The sequence below is a fragment of the Acinetobacter sp. 18QD2AZ41W genome, assembly GCF_009829025.1.
Taxonomy (GTDB): domain Bacteria; phylum Pseudomonadota; class Gammaproteobacteria; order Pseudomonadales; family Moraxellaceae; genus Acinetobacter; species Acinetobacter pseudolwoffii.
In genome coordinates, this window is the sequence record NZ_WURP01000006.1 from 155,020 (window position 1) to 173,800 (window position 18,781).

General features: G+C 44.8%; 16 protein-coding genes. 6 read left to right on the plus strand and 10 right to left on the minus strand.

All coding sequences use genetic code 11. The annotated features are described in order from the left end of the window. Positions 1-35 precede the first annotated feature (35 nt). From pncB to GVV58_RS10560, 3 genes are all read right to left on the minus strand, one after another. Complete coding sequence (gene pncB / locus GVV58_RS10550) at positions 36-1,241, minus strand: nicotinate phosphoribosyltransferase (RefSeq protein ID WP_100357001.1); 1,206 nt, start codon at positions 1,239-1,241, stop codon at positions 36-38. Positions 1,242-1,359: 118 nt separating this feature from the next. Then, the gene (locus GVV58_RS10555; RefSeq protein WP_159516504.1) at positions 1,360-1,893 is read right to left on the minus strand and encodes an ankyrin repeat domain-containing protein; all 534 of its coding nucleotides are present in this window, start codon (positions 1,891-1,893) and stop codon (positions 1,360-1,362) included. A gap of 187 nt (positions 1,894-2,080) precedes the next feature. Next, entirely contained in the window at positions 2,081-3,595 is a 1,515-nt protein-coding gene (locus GVV58_RS10560; RefSeq protein ID WP_159516520.1) for a catalase, read from the minus strand. A gap of 228 nt (positions 3,596-3,823) precedes the next feature. Between GVV58_RS10560 and dtd the strand changes: the two genes are divergently transcribed. Next, positions 3,824-4,264: a D-aminoacyl-tRNA deacylase gene (gene dtd, locus GVV58_RS10565; protein WP_074383830.1), complete on the plus strand. Its 441-nt coding sequence runs from the start codon at positions 3,824-3,826 to the stop codon at positions 4,262-4,264. A 304-nt stretch (positions 4,265-4,568) separates the two neighbouring features. Here the strand turns inward: dtd and GVV58_RS10570 are convergent, their stop codons facing one another. The 3 genes from GVV58_RS10570 to serB all read right to left on the minus strand — a co-directional run bounded on the left by GVV58_RS10570 (position 4,569) and on the right by serB (position 7,160). Continuing rightward, positions 4,569-5,048 (minus strand): SCP2 sterol-binding domain-containing protein, encoded by a 480-nt coding sequence (locus GVV58_RS10570; protein ID WP_100329538.1) that lies wholly within the window; start codon positions 5,046-5,048, stop codon positions 4,569-4,571. A gap of 140 nt (positions 5,049-5,188) precedes the next feature. Continuing rightward, positions 5,189-5,524, minus strand: a complete 336-nt coding sequence (gene aciT / locus GVV58_RS10575) for a ciprofloxacin tolerance protein AciT (protein WP_074383829.1) — start codon at positions 5,522-5,524, stop codon at positions 5,189-5,191. Positions 5,525-5,939: 415 nt separating this feature from the next. Then, positions 5,940-7,160, minus strand: a complete 1,221-nt coding sequence (serB, locus tag GVV58_RS10580; protein ID WP_074383828.1) for a phosphoserine phosphatase SerB — start codon at positions 7,158-7,160, stop codon at positions 5,940-5,942. A 77-nt stretch (positions 7,161-7,237) separates the two neighbouring features. On the opposite strand from serB, the gene GVV58_RS10585 reads away from it, so the two are divergent. Continuing rightward, on the plus strand, positions 7,238-8,491 hold the full coding sequence (locus GVV58_RS10585) for a hypothetical protein (protein ID WP_005173336.1): 1,254 nt from the start codon (positions 7,238-7,240) through the stop codon (positions 8,489-8,491). A 128-nt stretch (positions 8,492-8,619) separates the two neighbouring features. Here GVV58_RS10585 and GVV58_RS10590 read toward each other — a convergent pair whose 3' ends face one another. From GVV58_RS10590 to mhpT, 3 genes are all read right to left on the minus strand, one after another. Continuing rightward, a complete protein-coding gene (locus GVV58_RS10590; protein WP_159516505.1) occupies positions 8,620-9,594 on the minus strand; it encodes a bile acid:sodium symporter family protein in 975 nt (324 codons plus the stop codon). Between the two features lie 128 nt (positions 9,595-9,722). Continuing rightward, the gene (gene pncA, locus GVV58_RS10595) at positions 9,723-10,352 is read right to left on the minus strand and encodes a bifunctional nicotinamidase/pyrazinamidase (RefSeq protein WP_100329540.1); all 630 of its coding nucleotides are present in this window, start codon (positions 10,350-10,352) and stop codon (positions 9,723-9,725) included. 195 nt (positions 10,353-10,547) lie between these two features. Next, positions 10,548-11,753 (minus strand): 3-(3-hydroxy-phenyl)propionate transporter MhpT, encoded by a 1,206-nt coding sequence (gene mhpT, locus GVV58_RS10600; protein WP_005173339.1) that lies wholly within the window; start codon positions 11,751-11,753, stop codon positions 10,548-10,550. Positions 11,754-12,477: 724 nt separating this feature from the next. Between mhpT and dapA the strand changes: the two genes are divergently transcribed. From dapA to purC, 3 genes are read left to right on the plus strand one after another with little or no spacing between them, the layout of a single operon-like run. Then, a complete protein-coding gene (gene dapA / locus GVV58_RS10605; protein WP_005173340.1) occupies positions 12,478-13,377 on the plus strand; it encodes a 4-hydroxy-tetrahydrodipicolinate synthase in 900 nt (299 codons plus the stop codon). A gap of 14 nt (positions 13,378-13,391) precedes the next feature. Further along, positions 13,392-13,997: a lipoprotein-34 precursor (NlpB) gene (locus GVV58_RS10610; protein WP_100329542.1), complete on the plus strand. Its 606-nt coding sequence runs from the start codon at positions 13,392-13,394 to the stop codon at positions 13,995-13,997. Positions 13,998-14,034: 37 nt separating this feature from the next. Next, positions 14,035-14,754, plus strand: a complete 720-nt coding sequence (gene purC, locus GVV58_RS10615; protein WP_005173343.1) for a phosphoribosylaminoimidazolesuccinocarboxamide synthase — start codon at positions 14,035-14,037, stop codon at positions 14,752-14,754. 334 nt (positions 14,755-15,088) lie between these two features. Here purC and GVV58_RS10620 read toward each other — a convergent pair whose 3' ends face one another. After that, entirely contained in the window at positions 15,089-16,363 is a 1,275-nt protein-coding gene (locus tag GVV58_RS10620; RefSeq protein WP_005173345.1) for a replication-associated recombination protein A, read from the minus strand. A 264-nt stretch (positions 16,364-16,627) separates the two neighbouring features. Here GVV58_RS10620 and GVV58_RS10625 point away from each other — a divergent pair, with 264 nt between their 5' ends. Beyond that, positions 16,628-18,772 carry an EAL domain-containing protein gene (locus tag GVV58_RS10625; protein WP_159516506.1) on the plus strand — a complete coding sequence of 715 codons (2,145 nt, stop codon included), beginning with the start codon at positions 16,628-16,630 and terminating at the stop codon, positions 18,770-18,772. Positions 18,773-18,781: the final 9 nt, after the last annotated feature.

Consider the following 18,781-nt stretch of genomic DNA (forward strand, 5'->3'; position numbering starts at 1 on the left):
AGCGGTTTTTAAAATTACTCATGTCTAAAATGTGCTTAAGCAGGTTCAGTGATCTCGAAAACCTGACGCAAATAAGCCAGGAAAGTATCATTATCAGTCATGGTTTTGCCTGGACTGTCCGAAATTTTTGCCACCGACTGACGGTTACATTCCACCAGTTTCAATACGATATTTAAGGGGGTTTGGCCCATGTCGTTGGTCAGGTTGGTGCCAATCCCGAAACTGACCTGAAAACGGTCTTTAAAGTATTGATGCAGTTTCCAGGCTTTTTCCAGATTCAGACCATCACTGAAAGTCAGCATTTTGGTTTTGCTGTCAATTTTCAGTTTTTTATAATGTGCATAGGCCTTGTCACCCCAAACATAGGGATCACCACTGTCATGACGCAGGCCGTCAAACAGTTTGGCAAAATACAGGTCAAAATCACGCAGGAAAGCATCCATACCGACCACATCAGTCAGGGCAATACCTAAATCACCACGATATTCCTGTACCCAGGTTTCCAGCGCAGATTTCTGGAAATTACGCAGACGCACGTCAAGCGCCTGAAATGCTTGCAGGAATTCATGCGCCATGGTGCCAATCGGGGTAATTCCCAATTCTTTCGCCAATAACACATTACTGGTACCACGGAAGACATGTGGTGCAGCCTTGTTGAATTCTTCTACCACATGCTTTTGCCATTCGAAACTATAACGGCGACGTGTCCCAAAATCCGACACTAAAAATGGCGGATCATGTGGATGTTGCGATGCATCGTATTCTTTTAATAATTGTATTTTCGCCTGTAAACGGCGCTCACCTTCAGCCAGCACTTCAGGACTACGGATCCGGCTAAAATACAGTTCATTGACAATTGCCAGTACGAAGATTTCAAACATCATCGCCTGAACCATCGGGCCTTCAATGGTGATATCTAAACGACCTTCGCTATCGATACTGGCCTGAATAAAACGGCGTTTCAGTTGAAACAGTTCCAGATAATCGACGAAATCACTCTTGATAAAACGCAGACTTCTTAAATATTGCAACTCGTCTTCTTTGAAGTTGAGCTGACACAACAGATCAAGTTGATGATTGAGATCATCCAGAATATCCGTCAGTGGATAGACTGTATCTTCCAGATTACGACAACGGAAATGGTAGACACTATGCGTTTGCGGAAACTTGTGTAATACCACTTGTAACATGGTGAATTTGTACAAGTCAGTATCTAACAGGGAACGGATAATTGGAGCCATAACTAAGGAAATATCGCTGTGCTTATCTCAACATTAAAGCATAAAATTTTATGCAATATTGCAGGATTTACGTACAGCTAGCTGAATTCGCGACAAAAGTATCAGAGTATAAGGGGTATTATTTCGGCAACTGGCCTGGGGTTTTCCCCTGTTCTTGAATAATTTTCTGCAGCTGTTTTTCCTGACCAATCACCTTGGCAAATTCGGCTGTGGTCTTTTGCCCGGTCTGCTTGGCTTGGGCATCACAGTCGACCTGACGCAGCTGTTTGGCAATCGCAAATTCCATTTTAAACAGTGCCCCCATCAATGCGGTATTGCCTTTATTGTCGCGGGCGCAGCGATCAGCCCCATGATTGAGCAAGGTCGTCACAATAGTTTGATGGCCATAATAGGTCGCCATCATCAGTGGGGTAAAACCGGCACTATTGCGTACATCAACCGGAAAACCATACTTTAGAAATTCATGAATCACTTCGTCATTGCCGGTTTTGGCTGCGGCAAAAAACAATGCAACTAATTCCTGTTGTGAGCTCATCTGAACATTTTCCACATTTTTAGCGGGGGAGGAGATCTCCTTGGCGGTGGCCACGTTTGCGAACATGGAACCTATCGCGAGAATACTGGCTAAAACTGCATGCTGCATAGCTTTCATGATGAACTCCAACAGAAATCAAATAGAGACATGAATCGAAAATGATTCTATTCAGATTAGATAAGATGAGTAAAACGGAGTGCCTGTAGAACTCCCCCTAGGGTGCAGGAAAGGTTTGGAGTTCTACAGGACTTTGCGGAGGTGAATTCTTAAACCCTAGTCACCAATCCTGATCGACCAATCGAAATCAGTCTTTAAGTTGTGCTGCTTTGGCTTTGACCATTGCGATGTTGCCATTTACCGCTTTGGTCATACGTGTACCGTAGTCGGCATCTGCCTTGTAGAAATAAGACAACATGATGTGCTTGGTTTCTGAATCTTTTACTGCACCTAAGTCCGCAGCCAGGTTCATAATCAGGTCATCTTTCTCTTTGGCAGTATACGAGCGGTACAGCTCACCTGCCTGCTTGAAGTTCTGCTCTTTCACACCGATTTGCTGTACATGACCCGATAATGGTGTTTGTACCGCACGTGCTTTTGCAGTTGCAGCTTTTGGCTCTTTGCGGCTTGGCTCATAGTTCACATCCGAGTCACGCTCAGACACGTTCATATAACCTTCCTGGTTGTTGTTATTTACAGCAACCACTGGACGGTTCACCGGAATTTGCTGGTGATTCACACCCAGACGGTACATTTGCGTATCTGAGTAAGAGAAGATACGGCCTTGTAGCAGACGGTCTTCCGATGGCTCAATACCCGGAACCAGATTACCTGGTGCAAATGCCGACTGTTCAGTCTCATTGAAGAAGTTCTTTGGCATGCGGTTCAGGGTCAATGTCCCCACTTTCACTTCTGGAACTAAGTCAGTTGGCCAGATCTTGGTGGGATCAAGTGGGTCAAAATCAAATTTGCCGAGATCTTTTGGATCCAGTACCTGGATATGCAGATCCCATTTCGGGAAGTTGCCGGCATAAATGTTGTTATAAAGATCATTGGTCAAGTGATTGAAGTCTTTGCCCTGTTGCACGGCAGCTTCTTTCACATTCAAACCCTTCACGCCTTGCTGCGAGCGGAAGTTGAATTTCACATATTTGTATTCGCCCTTGTCGTTATATAGCTTGTAAGCATGTACCCCGAAACCGTCCTGTTCGCGGTAGCTGGTGGGCACACCTTGTTTGCCGTACACATAAGTCAGCATGTTGGTAGCCCATGGCTGGCTCGACAGGAAGTCAAATACACGGTTGGCATCTTGTACGTTTGTCACCGGGCTTGGCTTCATTGCATGAATGAAGTCCGGGAATTTGATCGCATCACGGATGAAGAATACCGGTGTCTGGTTACCGACCAGATCCCAATTCCCTTCTTGAGTATAGAACTTGATCGCGAAACCGTGCGGGTCACGCAGGGTTTCCGGTGAACCTTTACCATGAATTACCGTAGACATACGTACAAAAACTGGAGTTTTAGTACCGGTCTTGAATAGAGAAGCAATTGTTAAGTCAGACAGGTCTTTAGTTGCAACGAATTCACCATAAGCCCCTGTACCACGCGCATGTACCACACGCTCCGGAATACGCTCACGACCAAAACGTTGTAGTTTTTGTACCAATTGAACGTCTTGAAGCAAGACTGAACCATTTGGGCCTGCTGTGATTGAGTTCTGGTTATCACCGACTGGCGCACCATTGTCTTTAGTTAGAGGAGCAGCTTGTGTGGCTGTGACAGTTGCAAGCATTGCAACCAGTAATGAACGCTTAAACATTTCTAAATCTCTCAATTTATTACCTTTCCTGCAGGTGCTAAGATATATAAAAACTAAAAATTGTTAAAACAGATTATTTTTATCACTTCAATCGTTTTAATGAATTTATAAAAATTAATCAATTGATTTTCAAATATTTAAAACTCATAAAAATTAGCATCTGATACTGCTTCAGGTTTTATTCTTGTTACAATCACGCCCATCTATCGTTATCAGTCAATATGTAAAATGCGTGCCTTATTACAAAGAGTTTTAGAAGCTAAAGTCGTGGTCGAGGGTGAAACCACTGGTGAAATAAATAAAGGAATTCTGGTTTTTCTGGGTCTGAGCAAGGACGACAATCTGGAAAAAGGTAAAAAGCTGATTGATAAGATATTGAAATACCGATTCTTTGATGATGAACAAGGCAAAATGGGCTGGAATGTCGGTCAGGCCGGAGGTGGTTTACTGCTGGTTTCGCAATTTACCCTGATGGCGCAAACCCAAAAAGGTTTACGTCCAGATTTTGGCCCTGCCATGCCACCTGCTGCTGCAAAAGAGCTGTATGAGCAACTGGTTGACTATGCAAAGTCACAATTTGAACATGTACAAACTGGTATTTTTGCAGCGGATATGAAAGTACATTTGGTCAATGATGGGCCGGTGACCTTTAATTTAGAAGTTGAATAGCGACATTATTTTCCACATTAAAAAGCCCTCAGATTCAGTAATCGAGATCAGGCAGGAAACTGTCTGGTTTTTTATTATTGTTATTCATAATGATATGGGGTAGCTGGAAACCTCATCCCCAACGGTCTGGGGCATCAGGTGTATTGTACCGCAAGATTAGAAAATAATTGTTTCTGCAAAAGATTTAAAAAATTAAGGAGCTTAGATCTAAACTCCCTAACTGACTGGCATTACCCAGATTGAAACTGGCTGAATCCTGCCCTCAGCCCTCCTTGAAAAAGGAGAGGAAGTCAGGAGCAGAGTTTTATTTACCCGTTTTTTCTTTAATAAACGCCCGGGCAAATTTAATTTTTTCTTTGACCGGTTTGGGCAATTTGGGTGGAATCATCTTCGCCACCTGGTTAAACCAGACCAGCAGGCCAAAGTCACCTTCCATTTTGATGGTACCACTTTGCATACCCGTCATGAATGCTGTCGGGTCACCTTTGACCAAGGTCTTTACACCCTGCTCACTATCAGCAAACTGCAATACAAAATCTGCTTTCTCTGCATCACCTGAAACCGTATCAATCTGGCCATTATTGACAATGATCTGACGTGCCATACCTTCATCTGTGCCAATCTGGATCCGGAATTGACGCTCATGTACCAGTTCAATAAATTTTGGGCTGGTACGTGCCAATTGCTTCATACGTAAAGCCAGACCCGCGACCAACAAGTCCAGTGGATCTGTACTCATATCAATAAGAGGAAGTTTTAACACAGGAATGGACGACAGTTTCATGGAGGATGCCTATTCTAATTGTACGAAAATTGACAAATATCCTAGCATAATTCTTGGCTAGGTTGATTAAGCAGTTTGTATCATATTTCTAAGCTAAAAAATGCACCCGTGGGTGCATTTTTTCTTTGCGATTTGTAGACTTAACGGCTCGAAAGCTGCTGCTGATCATCTTCATAGACTGGCGTATGTTCGATACAACGGCGTTTTGCCAAGGCACGCTCTGCACGACGGTCTTCACGCAATAATAAGAAAGTGACCACCATCATGACTGCTGTCAATGCACTCAGATAGCTATAGGTCATTGGCAGATCAAACCAGGCTTGTGTGCCTACACGAATCATCTCAATCAAGCCCCAGACCAACATCCCGGCTGCCATAAAACTCAACCAGCGACGATAAGGCGAGAAGAACACAGCAACTACAGCTGCAGCGACTAAACTGAAGCCCACGATCGTTGCTAAATTCGCTGTTACCATATAAACCCCTCCATCCAAATAGATAGTTTGCCTGTTTGATATTGCAACGGTTCTATCTATTGAATTTCGTTCAATCAATAAAATGGAATCTGTTGATTTGTATCTCTATGCCTGCATTATGCTGAGTTTTTTGCATAAAAAAAGTCCTGTGATCTGGTCTCACGACATACTTTGTCGCGATATTATATTGTCATTACATTTTTTGCTTTTGGCATTTTTGTGGATCAATGACTGCGTCAATGTTGGCGTGTCATTACAAAATTATCAGGGCTGTTATTGACTGAAAAAATTATTTTTCCGTTTAAGATGATCGATGTTTTTATAGTCAACCTTCTCTGCTGGCTTGGTCACCCTGGTTCAAAGGCAATCAAAAAACGCGACCCTGAGGTCGCGTTTATTCTATCAAAAATAGTGTTTATGCCTGATTCAGGTCTTTATCGTGTACCCCGAGCAGATACAGCACGCCATCCAGACCGACACTGGAAATCGCCTGCGTGGCATTTTGACGCACCAGTGGCTTGGCACGGAAAGCCACACCGAGTCCTGCAATCGATAACATTGGCAAGTCATTGGCACCATCACCGACTGCAATGGTCTGTTCCAGGGAAATTCCCATCTCTTTGGCAATTTCGCCAAGCAATAAAGCTTTACGCGCGCCATCGACAATATGACCTTTGACTTCACCCGTGACTACGCCATCCTGAACATCAAGCGCATTGGCATGTACTTCATCAATATCCAGTTTGCCTTGCAGATATTCGGCAAAGTACTGAAAACCACCCGACAGAATTGCAGTACGGTAACCCAATGCTTTTAAAGTCGAAATCAGGCGTTCAGCACCCTCGGTAATGGTCAGGCGCTCGGCAATTTTCGGCAGTACCGATGCATCCATGCCTTTCAATAAAGCCACACGGGCACGGAAACTGGCCTGAAAATCAAGTTCACCTTGCATGGCGCGTTCGGTGATTTCAGCAACCTGCGCACCGACCCCTGCTTCAATCGCCAGTTCATCAATCACTTCCTGTTCGATCAGGGTCGAGTCCATATCAAAACAGACCAGACGGCGGTTACGGCGATAGGCATTGTCTTCCTGAACCGCAACATCGACATTCAGTTCACTGGACAAACGCAAACAGGCAGCACGCATGGCTGCGGCATCCAGCATTTGTCCTTTTAAACCAAATTCGATACAGGCACGTTTCGGACCGGTACTGCTGCCATCCAGGGCCGGACGGCCAGACAGACGGGTTACGGTTTCAATATTAAAACCCTGAGCCGAGACAATCTGGGTCACGGCCTGCAAATGAGAGGCATTTAATTCAGGGGCCAATGCCGTTACGATATAACGTGTGCGCCCACCCTCTTTGACCCACTGATCATATTCAGTCGCAGAGATCGGTTTAAAGCGCACAGTTAACCCGATATCATGTGCTAGAATCAGGATTTCCTTCATGGCTAATGCTGTCGCCGTCTGGTCATCAGACGCTACAACAATACCTAAGGTTAACTGATTATGAATAACCGCTTGCCCCACATCTAAAATCTGTAGGGAATGGGCGGACAAAACCTGCATTAATCGTGTAAATTGATTAGGCTGGTCAGGTCCTAAAAATGATATAAGAATGATTTCTCGCATGAATTGACTCGGGTCTGAGCTACAACTATTGTTAGAATCATAATCGAAATTGAACAGAATTGCCTTGGAAGTTTACGTTGAATGCGCCTAGACAAGGGCTATTTGCTAGCCTATTGATTGTAAGTTTTGCTCTGCATACCTTTTTACTGGTATTGGCAACCACTCACCAACTGAATGAAAACCGCACCAGTCAGGGGCAGCTGATCACCAGTCAACTGGTGACAGACAGCCTGTCCGAGCTGGAACCGGCCAATCGTGTTTCTCTGGCTTTGCTGGCAAATCGTTATGCGACCAACCCGAGTGTGGCTTCGATTCGAATTCTGGATGCGAAAGGTCAGGTTTTAGCAACCGGCGGACTGACCAAAACTCGCGATGGTGAAGTTTTTGTCCGTGATGCACTGCAAAACGAGAAAAAAGTTGGTCTGATTGAAATCACCCTGATTGAGCCAAGTATGGGTGAAATTCTGCGGACGCAATGGCTGGCGATTCTGTTCTCTTTCATTATTCATGCTTTGATTTGGGTGGCGTACCGCGCGATCGCGCGTCCTAGCCGAACCGAATATCTGGCACGCATTAACAATGAATCCCGTTTAAAATTCGAGATTCAGACCCTGACCCAAGCTCTGGAACAGGAAAAGCACAATGCTGCGCTGGCCATTGCCCAAGCCCAGCAGGCAGTAAAAAATAAAGCCAAAGAAAAAGAACATAAGCCAGCTGTACTGGAAAGCGATAGCCTGAGCTTGAATATCCAGTTCTATGATCCAAAACAGTTACTCGATAGCGTGAATAAAACCGTATCGGTGCCTTATTTCAACCTGTGTCAGATTTTCCTGAATAAAGCCACTGAACTCTGTGTGCAGCGCTACAAACTGAATGGCAGTGATATTAGTACTGTGCATAAATTTGATGAAAAAGGTGCCACTATCAGCATTGCGGCAGACAAGCCAAATGCCTTGGCCTGCCTGACCATGATCAGTGCGGTATTCCAGTTACTCTCGGAGGTACTGTATAAACGCTATCGTGAAGAAAAACGTTTTGTACTACAAACCCGTAGTGCAATTGCGTCTAAAGTCGAGGAGATGCAGCTCAGCTCGGTGCAGGCCTCTGAGCGTCTTAGCCAGCACCTGGTCGCAAAAGAAAGTGCCTTACATGTCCCGAATAGCTTGCTAAAAGATGTGAGCGAACATTTCCAGCTGGTCAGTATGCCGAATCCAACCAATGTCCTGACCCGTCATGCCTTTGTAGTGAATGGCATGGATGCAGAAACGGCTGAACTGGCACAGACTTTTAGAACCGAGATTTTAAAATCCAAACAGTCCAAAGCCTCATAAAGGTTGTACAGTACAAAGCCCGATTTTAAATCGGGCTTTTTTGTGCGCAGAATTTTTAAGCTGTTACTCGTCAAGTTCTATTATTCAGCGCCTTGCAGCAATTAAAATCACTGCCGCATTTTAAAATTCTAGCTGTCTGTATCCAGATTTTGCTTTGGCTCTAATGTCGTTACCCTGCTTTTGGCTGCCCAATAGGTGGCCAGAGCTGGCCCTGAAATATTGTGCCACAAGCTAAAGATCGCACTGGGCAAAGCCGTAAGTGGAGAAGCTGCAAAATGGGTCGCAGCCAAAGCCACACCCAGACCTGAATTCTGCATTCCCACCTCAATCGATACCGCACGACAGTCTATTTCCACCAGCTTAAAGATACGACTGGCCCAATAACCCAGCAAATAACCGAGACCATTATGCAAGGCCACAATCCCCAAGATCAGTAGTCCGGATTGCAGAATCTGAGCTTTGCTGCCGGCAATAATTGCTGCCACAATCGCGACAATGGCAATCACAGAAATCAGCGGCATCACCTGAATATAGGCATTTACTTTTTGCTTGAGCAGACTCCGTACAATCAAGCCCAGAAGAATTGGAAATAGCACCACTTGTAGAATCGACACCAGCATGGATAAGGCATTGATCTCGATCCATTGGCTGGCCAAGAGATAAAAAATCGCAGGGGTCAGAATCGGAGCCAATAAGGTTGAGACGGAAGTACAGGCCACAGACAGAGCAGTATTGCCTTTGGCCATATAGGTAATGACATTGGAGGCAGTACCACCCGGACAGCAACCGACCAGTATCACCCCGATCGCAATTTCCGGCGGCAACTGGAACAATTGACACAAGAGAAAAGCCAGACCCGGCATCACTACAAACTGGGCCACGACCCCAATCCCGACAGCTTTCGGACTTTGTAGCACACTTTTAAAATCGCCTACGGTCATGGTCATGCCCATACCGAACATGATGATGCCCAGCATCCATGCAATATAAGCGCGTAACCAGACAAAGCCCTCGGGCAGCATTAAGGCAATGCCGGAAAACAGCAGCACCCATAAAGCAAAGGTTTTTTGGACAAATTGGCTAAACTGGAGCAAGGCTGACATGGGGTTCATCCAGGGGTACAAAGGGAGAATAATAACAAGATAAAACAGGCATCTCTCAATACCAGAAATCTGAAGATTTAAATGCGCCGAAGATCAAATAAATATCCGAAGCGCATCATGATAAAATTTTAAACCGGCTGAACGATATCTTTGGTATAGATGCGTTTTACCCCATGCGCCAGCATATCTTGCCAAGCATGTTGCAAGGAACCATTGAGATCAATGCCCTTGCTGGCATCGGCAATGACAAAGGTCTTAAAGCCCAGTTTGCAGGCATCGATGGCGGTCCAAGCCACACAGAAATCAGTAGCAATCCCAACCACAAATACCGTATCAATACCACGTTCACGCAGATAACCGGCCAAACCGGTTGTGGTTTTCTGATCTGCTTCCATAAAGGCGGAATAACTGTCAATCCGGGAATCAAAACCCTTGCGAATAATCAGTTGCGCTTGCGGTAAATTTAAATCCGGATGCAACTCGGCATCTACTGTCCCCTGCACACAATGCTTTGGCCATAAAACCTGAGTGCCATAATCCAGCTGAATGCTGTCATAAGCCGCTTTAGCGGGGTGATTGTCTGCAAAAGAAATATGGTTTTCTGGATGCCAGTCCTGCGTCAGGATAATATTTTGAAAATACTGCCCCAATAAATTGATATTGGGGATAATCTGGTCAGCATTGGCCACTGCCAGATTACCCCCTGGGGTAAATCCTCTTTGTACATCTACGACCAGCAATGCGATATTATTTTGCATGTATTTTCATCCATTGAAATCTCGATTTATGTCCAAGCATAGCGCAAATTGTTATCGGATTTTTAGAGCGGCTGCTAAAAACCCTGTGACTGCATATTCTGATTCTGCCTGTTTTTAACCGCACTGCGGATCTGATTCCTTGAATTTTAAACACAAAAAAGCCTGCAAAAGCAGGCTTTTTCAAATCTTGGCCTATTACACTTTGGTACGGTTCACCAGGAATAGCATACACAGTGCAGAGATGATGATACATGGGATTGCGGCTGTAATTACCCCTGCGGCACCAAAACCTGCCACCAGGAGCTGACCTGCGATGACTGGGCCTAGCATGGCACCAATACGACCGACTGCAGAAGCAACACCGACACCGGTACCGCGCACTTCTGTTGGATACACGATACTACCGAAGGCATAAAGTACACCCTGACAGCCAATTACGAAGGCACCTGCCAATGCTGCTGCCATATACATCTGGTTCAGTGAGCTTGCACCATTTAGTGCCAATAGACCTGCAAGAATACCGCCGTACATCAACAGGATCACATACGCTTTTTTCCAGCGATCGGTCAGCATACCCAGGATAATTGTACCAATCGTCGCCGTGACCATGAAGTAGAACTGTGCGGTTGAACCATCCTTACGGCTAAAGCCAAGTTCCATAAACAATGAGGGTAACCAGCTCAACATGATGTAAACCACCATCAGCGTAAAGAAGTAGCTGATCCAGATGCACATGGTACGTAACAGGTTGTCCGAATTAAACAGGTCCTTAAATGAACCTTGTGGTGCAACGGCAAGTTCTGCTGCAGTTTTGTTCTGTGTTTTCAGATATTCCTTCGATTCAGGCAAAAATAGCATCATCAATGGAATTGCAAAAATCGGTAACAAGCCGCCCAGATAGAAAACATTTTTCCAGTTGGCACCAAATTCAGTCGCAGCAATTAAAGATAAAATCGCAGCACCCACAGGCATACCGCAATACATCAAGCCGACTGCACGACCACGATTTTGCGGCGATACCGCTTCAGAAGCGAGTGTGATGAGAATCGGCATCGCACCGCCCAGACCTGCTCCGGCCAGAAAACGTACTGCCAGCAGACTGTTAAAGCTATTGACCCAAACTGTACATAAAGTGAATATGGCAAATGTTGCTGTCGACCAGATCAACACTTTCTTACGGCCGATACGGTCTGCAAATCGACCGCCGATCAGTGCACCGGGTAATAAACCCAGAATCCCTGCACTAAAAAACACACCCAACTGGGAACTATCGAGACCGAAGTGTTCACGCACACCGGCTGCAGCAATACCAGCAGCCTGAATATCCAAGCCTTCAATCACCGCTATCAGAAAACAGATGGCGACCGTGACGATAGCATGCTTATTGTCTGATTTTTCCATTGGATTATCCTTGTTCAATCAGCGTTACAAAAGAAAGACCATCATCTATGAGCCTGAGCGCAGAAATAACTATCAATAAGTTGAACGTTTTACTTGGATATCCCCACAGCAGCTGAAGCAGCTCCATGCAATAGACCTTGAGATAAAGTCGCAAAAGCAATTAATCAAAAAGTTTTAAAATTCACAATTTATGCTTTAAGACTTATACATCAAGTTAAAAAACCAACCGATTAGAAAAATATTATGCAATTCATTGATATTAAAAAAAGATTAATAGATTCAATTTTTCAACCTGTTTACATCAGCTTAGCCTCCAGACAAAGATGTTTTACATATAGATTCATCCAATAAAAATATTAATTCAGCAGCTAAAAACAACGAAATTCACGACTTGGCCGAGATTTTTACTCAAATCGAGCTAATTTTGCAGACAAAATTCCATAATATCTTGCTGAGCCGGGACTTAAGTCGCAGTTTGACCACAGTATTTCGCCGGATAAATCATCTAATTTATTACTTGATTGTTTTCAAAAGGCTTTGTATAAAGAATTGAGTGGCTTTGACTAAAGCATATTGTTCTTATGCGTTTGATCAGTCATAATTTGCATAAGCAATCTTCAATTCAGCGCAAGTCCATTGAATTTGCTATAAATCAAAATACAAATCCATCCCAATTTATGTTTTCTCATTCCTTTCGGATGGACAAATAGGATAGTTTTTTAAAATGACTCAGCAAGCACAGACCATTCAAGGTTCCATAGTCGCAATCGTCACCCCTATGTTTGAAGATGGCAGCGTAGATTGGAAGGGTCTCGAGAAGCTGGTTGAATGGCATATTGCAGAGGGCACCAACAGTATTGTTGCCGTTGGAACGACAGGCGAAGCCTCGACCCTGAGCATGAGTGAACACACCCAGGTGATCAAAGAAATCATTCGTGTGGCCAACAAACGTATTCCTATTATTGCCGGCACAGGCGCAAACTCGACCCGTGAAGCCATCCAACTTACCCGTGAAGCCAAAGAGCTCGGCGCCGATGCTGCTCTTCTGGTGACGCCTTATTATAACAAACCGACCCAGGAAGGCTTGTACCAGCATTATAAAGCTGTGGCTGAAGCGGTCGATCTTCCGCAGATTCTGTATAATGTCCCTGGCCGTACCGGTGTCGACATGCTGAATGAAACCGTGATTCGTCTGGCCGATATTCCACAAATCGTCGGGATTAAAGATGCGACGGGTGATGTACCGCGTGGTGCTGAACTCTTGCAAGGTCTGAAAGACAAAGACATGGTGGTCTACTCAGGTGATGATGCAACGGCATATCAGCTGATGGGTCATGGCGCCAAAGGCAATATCTCGGTCACAGCGAATGTGGCTCCGAAAGCCATGAGTGAAGTGTGTGCCGCTGCCATTACAGGTAATGCTACAGACGCTGAACAGTTAAATGCTCAGGTTGCAAATTTACACAATATTTTATTTTGCGAATCAAACCCAATTCCTGTGAAATGGGCACTCCATGACATGGGCTTAATTGGTACTGGCATTCGCCTTCCATTAACACCACTTGCAGAACAATATCGCGCTCCGCTTCATGAAGCACTGGTCGAAGCGGGCGTTATTAAATAAAAGAGCACAAGATTATGCAATTACGTTTAGGACTTAGCCTTACACTTTCAGTATTCAGTTTGGCAGGTTGTAGTTCAATGGCCTTTAATAACGGCACTTTAGACTATAAAGAAACTACAACTCTGGACGCTTTACAATATCCTGAAGGCGCCATGGTACGTCCTGCAACGCCATTGTATCCTGCTCCAACAGTCGATCCGCTTGCAATTGAAAATGCACCGAAGCTTGAAAACCAGCGTGGCAACCGTTTTGCCTTGCCACGCCCTCAGGCCCAGACTGAGAACACCGCTCAAGCTGAGCTGACTGAAAGCAATGCTGTTGGTAAACCACAGTTGGTCACAGACGGAAATCTTAATCCGCTGCTTAAAATTGACGGAAATTCTGCTACAATTTGGCAATATACGCTTGCCACCCTCAGCAGCCTGAATCATAGCATCGTTGCGCAGAATAAAAACCGTTACGAAGTCACGATTCGGGTCGACCAGCAAACCTATGTATTAAGATTATCTTCTGTCGGTTCAAGTAATAACCTCGCTGTGTTCAATGCCGATAACAGTTTTGCCGACCGTGAAAAAGCCGCAGAACTGCTCAACCAGATTTACCAAAATTGGCCAGCCTAGACATTTCTAGGCATTTTTTTTTGTAAAAGGTTCCCTCATGTTAAAACAAACCTTGCTCTATACTGGTAAAGCGAAATCTGTCTACACCACAGACAGTTCAGACCATCTGATTTTAGTCTTTCGAGATGATGCCTCTGCATTCAATGGCGAAAAAATCGAGCAACTAGATCGTAAAGGCAAGGTGAACAACCGTTTTAACGCCTTCATCATGGAAAAGCTGGCAGAAGCGGGTATTGAAACTCACTTTGAAAAGCTGCTGACTCCAAATGAAGTGCTGGTGAAAAAACTGGATATGATCCCGGTTGAATGTGTGATTCGTAACTATGCAGCAGGTTCTTTATGCCGCCGTTTAGGTGTTGAAGAAGGTAAAGAACTGACTCCATCTACATTCGAATTGTTCTTTAAAGACGATGCGCTTGGCGATCCAATGGTCAATGAATCGCAAGCGATTGCTTTAGGTTGGGCGACTGCTGAGCAACTGGAAAAAATGAAAGAATTGACTTACCAAGTCAATGACGTGCTGAAAGCATTGTTTGATGCCGGTAACATGATTCTGGTCGACTTCAAACTTGAATTCGGTGTATTCCATGACCGTATCGTTTTGGGTGATGAATTCTCTCCAGACGGTTGCCGTCTATGGGACAAAGACACCAAGAAAAAACTCGACAAAGACCGTTTCCGTCAAGGTTTAGGCGGTGTGGTTGAAGCCTATGAAGAAGTTGCGGGCCGTTTAGGTATTAACCTCGACAACATCTAATGGTGTAGTCCATTGCTTCAAAAAAACCGAGCTCAACAGCTCGGTTTTTTTATCCCTGATTTTTTGGCTGGGCCAGATTAACCTTTTAAGCTTTAATCGAAAAAATAAATATTACAGATAAAAATGAACGCTTTTACATTGGCAAGCCTATGGTCTAATATCATCACATACCAGGCAAATCAGTGAGCTGATTGATTTAACTCAAGGTTTGCCGACCAGATTGATCGCCTACCCTCTAGGATGTTCTCTCCCTTAAAAAACATCCTAATTTCTGCCCAATTCGCCTTGAATTGGGCTTTTTTTTGCCTGAGTTTAATCTATTTGTGTACTGATATTATTGCTGCTGTTGCTGTTGTTGCCAACGGCGTTGCTGTAAGCGCTCTCCTTCAACTTCACGTTTATTGCGTGCCGACTCATACAGTTTGGTATCCTTCAGTTCTGGCGGCATATAGTCTTGCAGCACAAAATGCTCAGGATAATGATGCGGATACAGATAATCCACCCCGTAGCCCTGTTCTTTCATCAGCTTGGTCGGTGCATTTCTCAAATGCAAAGGCACCGGCAAATTCGAGGTTTTATCTGCAAGCTCCATTGCCTTGTTAATTGCCAGATAGGTGCTGTTACTTTTGGCACTGGTGGCTAAATACACCGCACATTGTCCTAAAATAATCCGGCATTCCGGCATGCCGACGGCCTGCACCGAACGGAAACATTCACCCGCCAGCAATAAGGCATTCGGATTGGAATTACCGATATCTTCAGAAGCTGCAATCAGCATACGGCGGGCAATAAATACCGGATCTTCACCGCCTTTGAGCATGCGTGCCATCCAGTACAGCGCTGCATCGGGATCACTGCCGCGAATTGATTTTATAAAAGCCGAGACCAGATCATAATGCTGTTCACCGGACTTGTCATAACGGGCAATATTTTGCTGTGCCACTTTCACCACCCCTGCATTGGTGATGATATTTTCCATATCCGGTTCAAAAGTACTGGCAATCAGATCAAGTAAATTCAATGCTTTACGGGCATCACCTGCTGCGAACTGCACCAAGGCATCAAATTCTTCAATCAGGATATGTCGTTCCTGCAAAAAACGGTCATTTTGCAAGGCTTGTGTGAGCAGAGTCTGAATCGATTCCGCACTCAACGCATTCAGGCTATACACCTGACAACGTGACAATAAGGCACTATTCACTTCAAAAGACGGGTTTTCGGTAGTGGCACCAATTAAGGTAATTTTCCCTTTTTCGACTGCATTTAACAGTGCATCCTGCTGGGATTTATTAAAGCGGTGAATTTCATCAATAAAGACCACTGGCGTCAGCAGATCACCACCATCGGCAATCACTTCACGCAGCTCTTTCACTCCGGTATTCAGGGCAGACAGACTGATAAAAGGCCGATCTACCGCTTGTGCCAACAGTAAGGCAATGGTGGTTTTTCCAACGCCGGGTGGTCCCCAGAAAATAATCGACGGTAGATGACCCTGATCAATCATCTGGCGTAAGGGCGCCTGTTCCCCCAGCAAATGTTCCTGCCCGATAATCTCTGCAAGGTCACGTGGTCTTAAGCGTTCTGGAAGCGGGATATGACTATCTGACATGTTATTATTGGCTCAAACTAAATTCTGATCTCATTCTAACACCAGCAGTTTTGATTCCAAGATTGCAAACATAAAGCATAAAAAATTAATTTATGTAGAAATCCTCTATTTTTTTAATTCTGAATGAATTAATCTTCATAAAAGCAAGTAATTTGAACATGATTAATTGTGAATTAATTACAGTGTAATTTTCATATTGTTTATTCTAATTAAAAGAAACTTATGTCGCCCTTTGGGTATTTTTTGGGTTGTATTGGTGAATGCATGAAGCATGATAAATTTGAACAGGGAGCTGTGAGCCAGTCGGAACCTCTGCTGGCAACATCACTGAGTTCAACCCCTGTTCATCTGTCTGAATTAATTCAGCTTCAAAAACTGATTGATGCCTTACCCCAGCCGCTATGGGTCAGTACCAAAACACATCTGCAATATTTTAACGCCGCCATGACCAGTTATCTTGGTGTCAATCTGAATCAACCGGACAATATACCATGGCAGAGTTTTATTCATGCCGAGGACTTAAAGCTGTTTTCGGGGCAATGGCATGCTGCGCTGGATCAGCATCAGAATTTTGAAACCCAGTGCCGGATCAAACGCAGCGATACCCATTATCGTATGTGTAACTTGGCGGTAAAATTCCATCATGATCTGGAAGATGTGTTGCAGTGGGCGGTTTCCCTGACCGATGTACATGATTATTTTGAAATCCAGCAACAACTGTCTCAAATCGTTTCAACCCAGGAAAATATGCTGGATGCCAGCGCAGACTGCATCCATATTGTCAGTTCTGAAGGTCAAATTCGGCATAGTAACCAGTGCTGTGGCCTGATTGCGGAAACCGAAACCGTCGCGCAGGCTCAGGAAAGCTCATTGTCCTGGTTGAACCGTTTAGCACCTGAAGCCCGAAAATCCGGACAACGCGCACTGAAACAGGCAGCCCTAGGCTTAAATAGCCGTTTTTCTAGTAAAACTCAGAGCAAAGACCAGCCGATCCAATATTGGGATCATCTGCTGACCCCAATTCTGGATCAGCACAATATTACCCAAAGCATCCTCTGTGTCTCACGCAATATCAGTCAGCAAAAAATTGCAGAAACCCGCTTAAAAGAAGCCATTAAACGAGATGAACTGACTGGTCTGTATAATCGCAGTACCTTCTATAAAACCTTTAAACAGGTGCTATTGAAAGCGCAACAACAGCAGACCAAGGCGGGTCTACTGCTGATTGATCTGGATTATTTCCGGCACATCAATGACACCCTAGGTCATATTGCTGGCGATCATCTACTCCATGTTCTGGGTCAGCGTTTCCAGGCCTGTTTCGGCCCGAATACCATTGTGGCCCGTTTGGGTGGAGATGAATTTGCGGTTCTGGTGAAAAATCTGGAAAGTGAAGAACAGCTGCTGGCCACGGCACAACTGGCCTATAGCCAGCTGGATCAACCGATCAATTATATTGGCGACAGTATCAGCAGTGCCATGAGTATTGGCTGTGCTATCTATCCACGTGATGCATTAAATACTTCGAACCTGTTGAAATGTGCCGATATTGCTCTAAATGATCTGAAAAATAGTGGTCGTGGCGGCATTCGCATGTTTAGTCAGGACATGTGCGGCTCACTGGAAAATATGACCAAGCAGCTGACTTTGGCCCGCAAGATTATTCTGGCCGATCAGATCATTCCCTACTATCAACCCAAAGTCCGTCTGTCTGATGGTGTGGTGATTGGTTTTGAAGCACTGTTACGCTGGCAAGATCAGGATCAGCAGGTGCAACTGCCTTCCGAGATTTTTGGTGCCTTTCAGGACTATGAGCTGGCCTCACGTATCAGTGAAACCATGCAACTGAAAGTCTTTGCCGATATGAGTCGCTGGCAGGCCCAAGGACTGGATCTGTTACCGATTTCAATCAATGCTGCACCGGTTGAATTTTTGCGCGATGACTATGCTGAAAAAATGTTGGCCCGCCTGTCCAATTTTGATATTCCTGCGCATAAGGTGGAACTGGAAATTACTGAACAAAGCCTGTCCGAGCATGGTGCCAATTATGTGATCCGGGCCCTGAACCTACTGAAACAGGCCGGAATCCAGATCTCACTGGATGATTTCGGCACCGGGCATTCTTCACTAACCCGTTTACAAGACTATCCGGTGGATTGCATCAAAATTGACCGCAACTTCGTCGAGCGTATGAACAGTGACCCGTCCGCCTTGGCGATTGTCAAAGCCATTACCCAGATTGGTTCCAGTATTGCTTTGGATGTTCTGGTCGAAGGCATCGAAAATACCGAACAACTCGATACCCTGATCCATTGTGACTGTCAGATTGGACAAGGCTTTTATTTCTATCGTCCGATGGCCAGTGCTTCGGCTCAGGCCCTACTGCATCCGGTAGCTCAGAAACGCTAAGGCAGACAG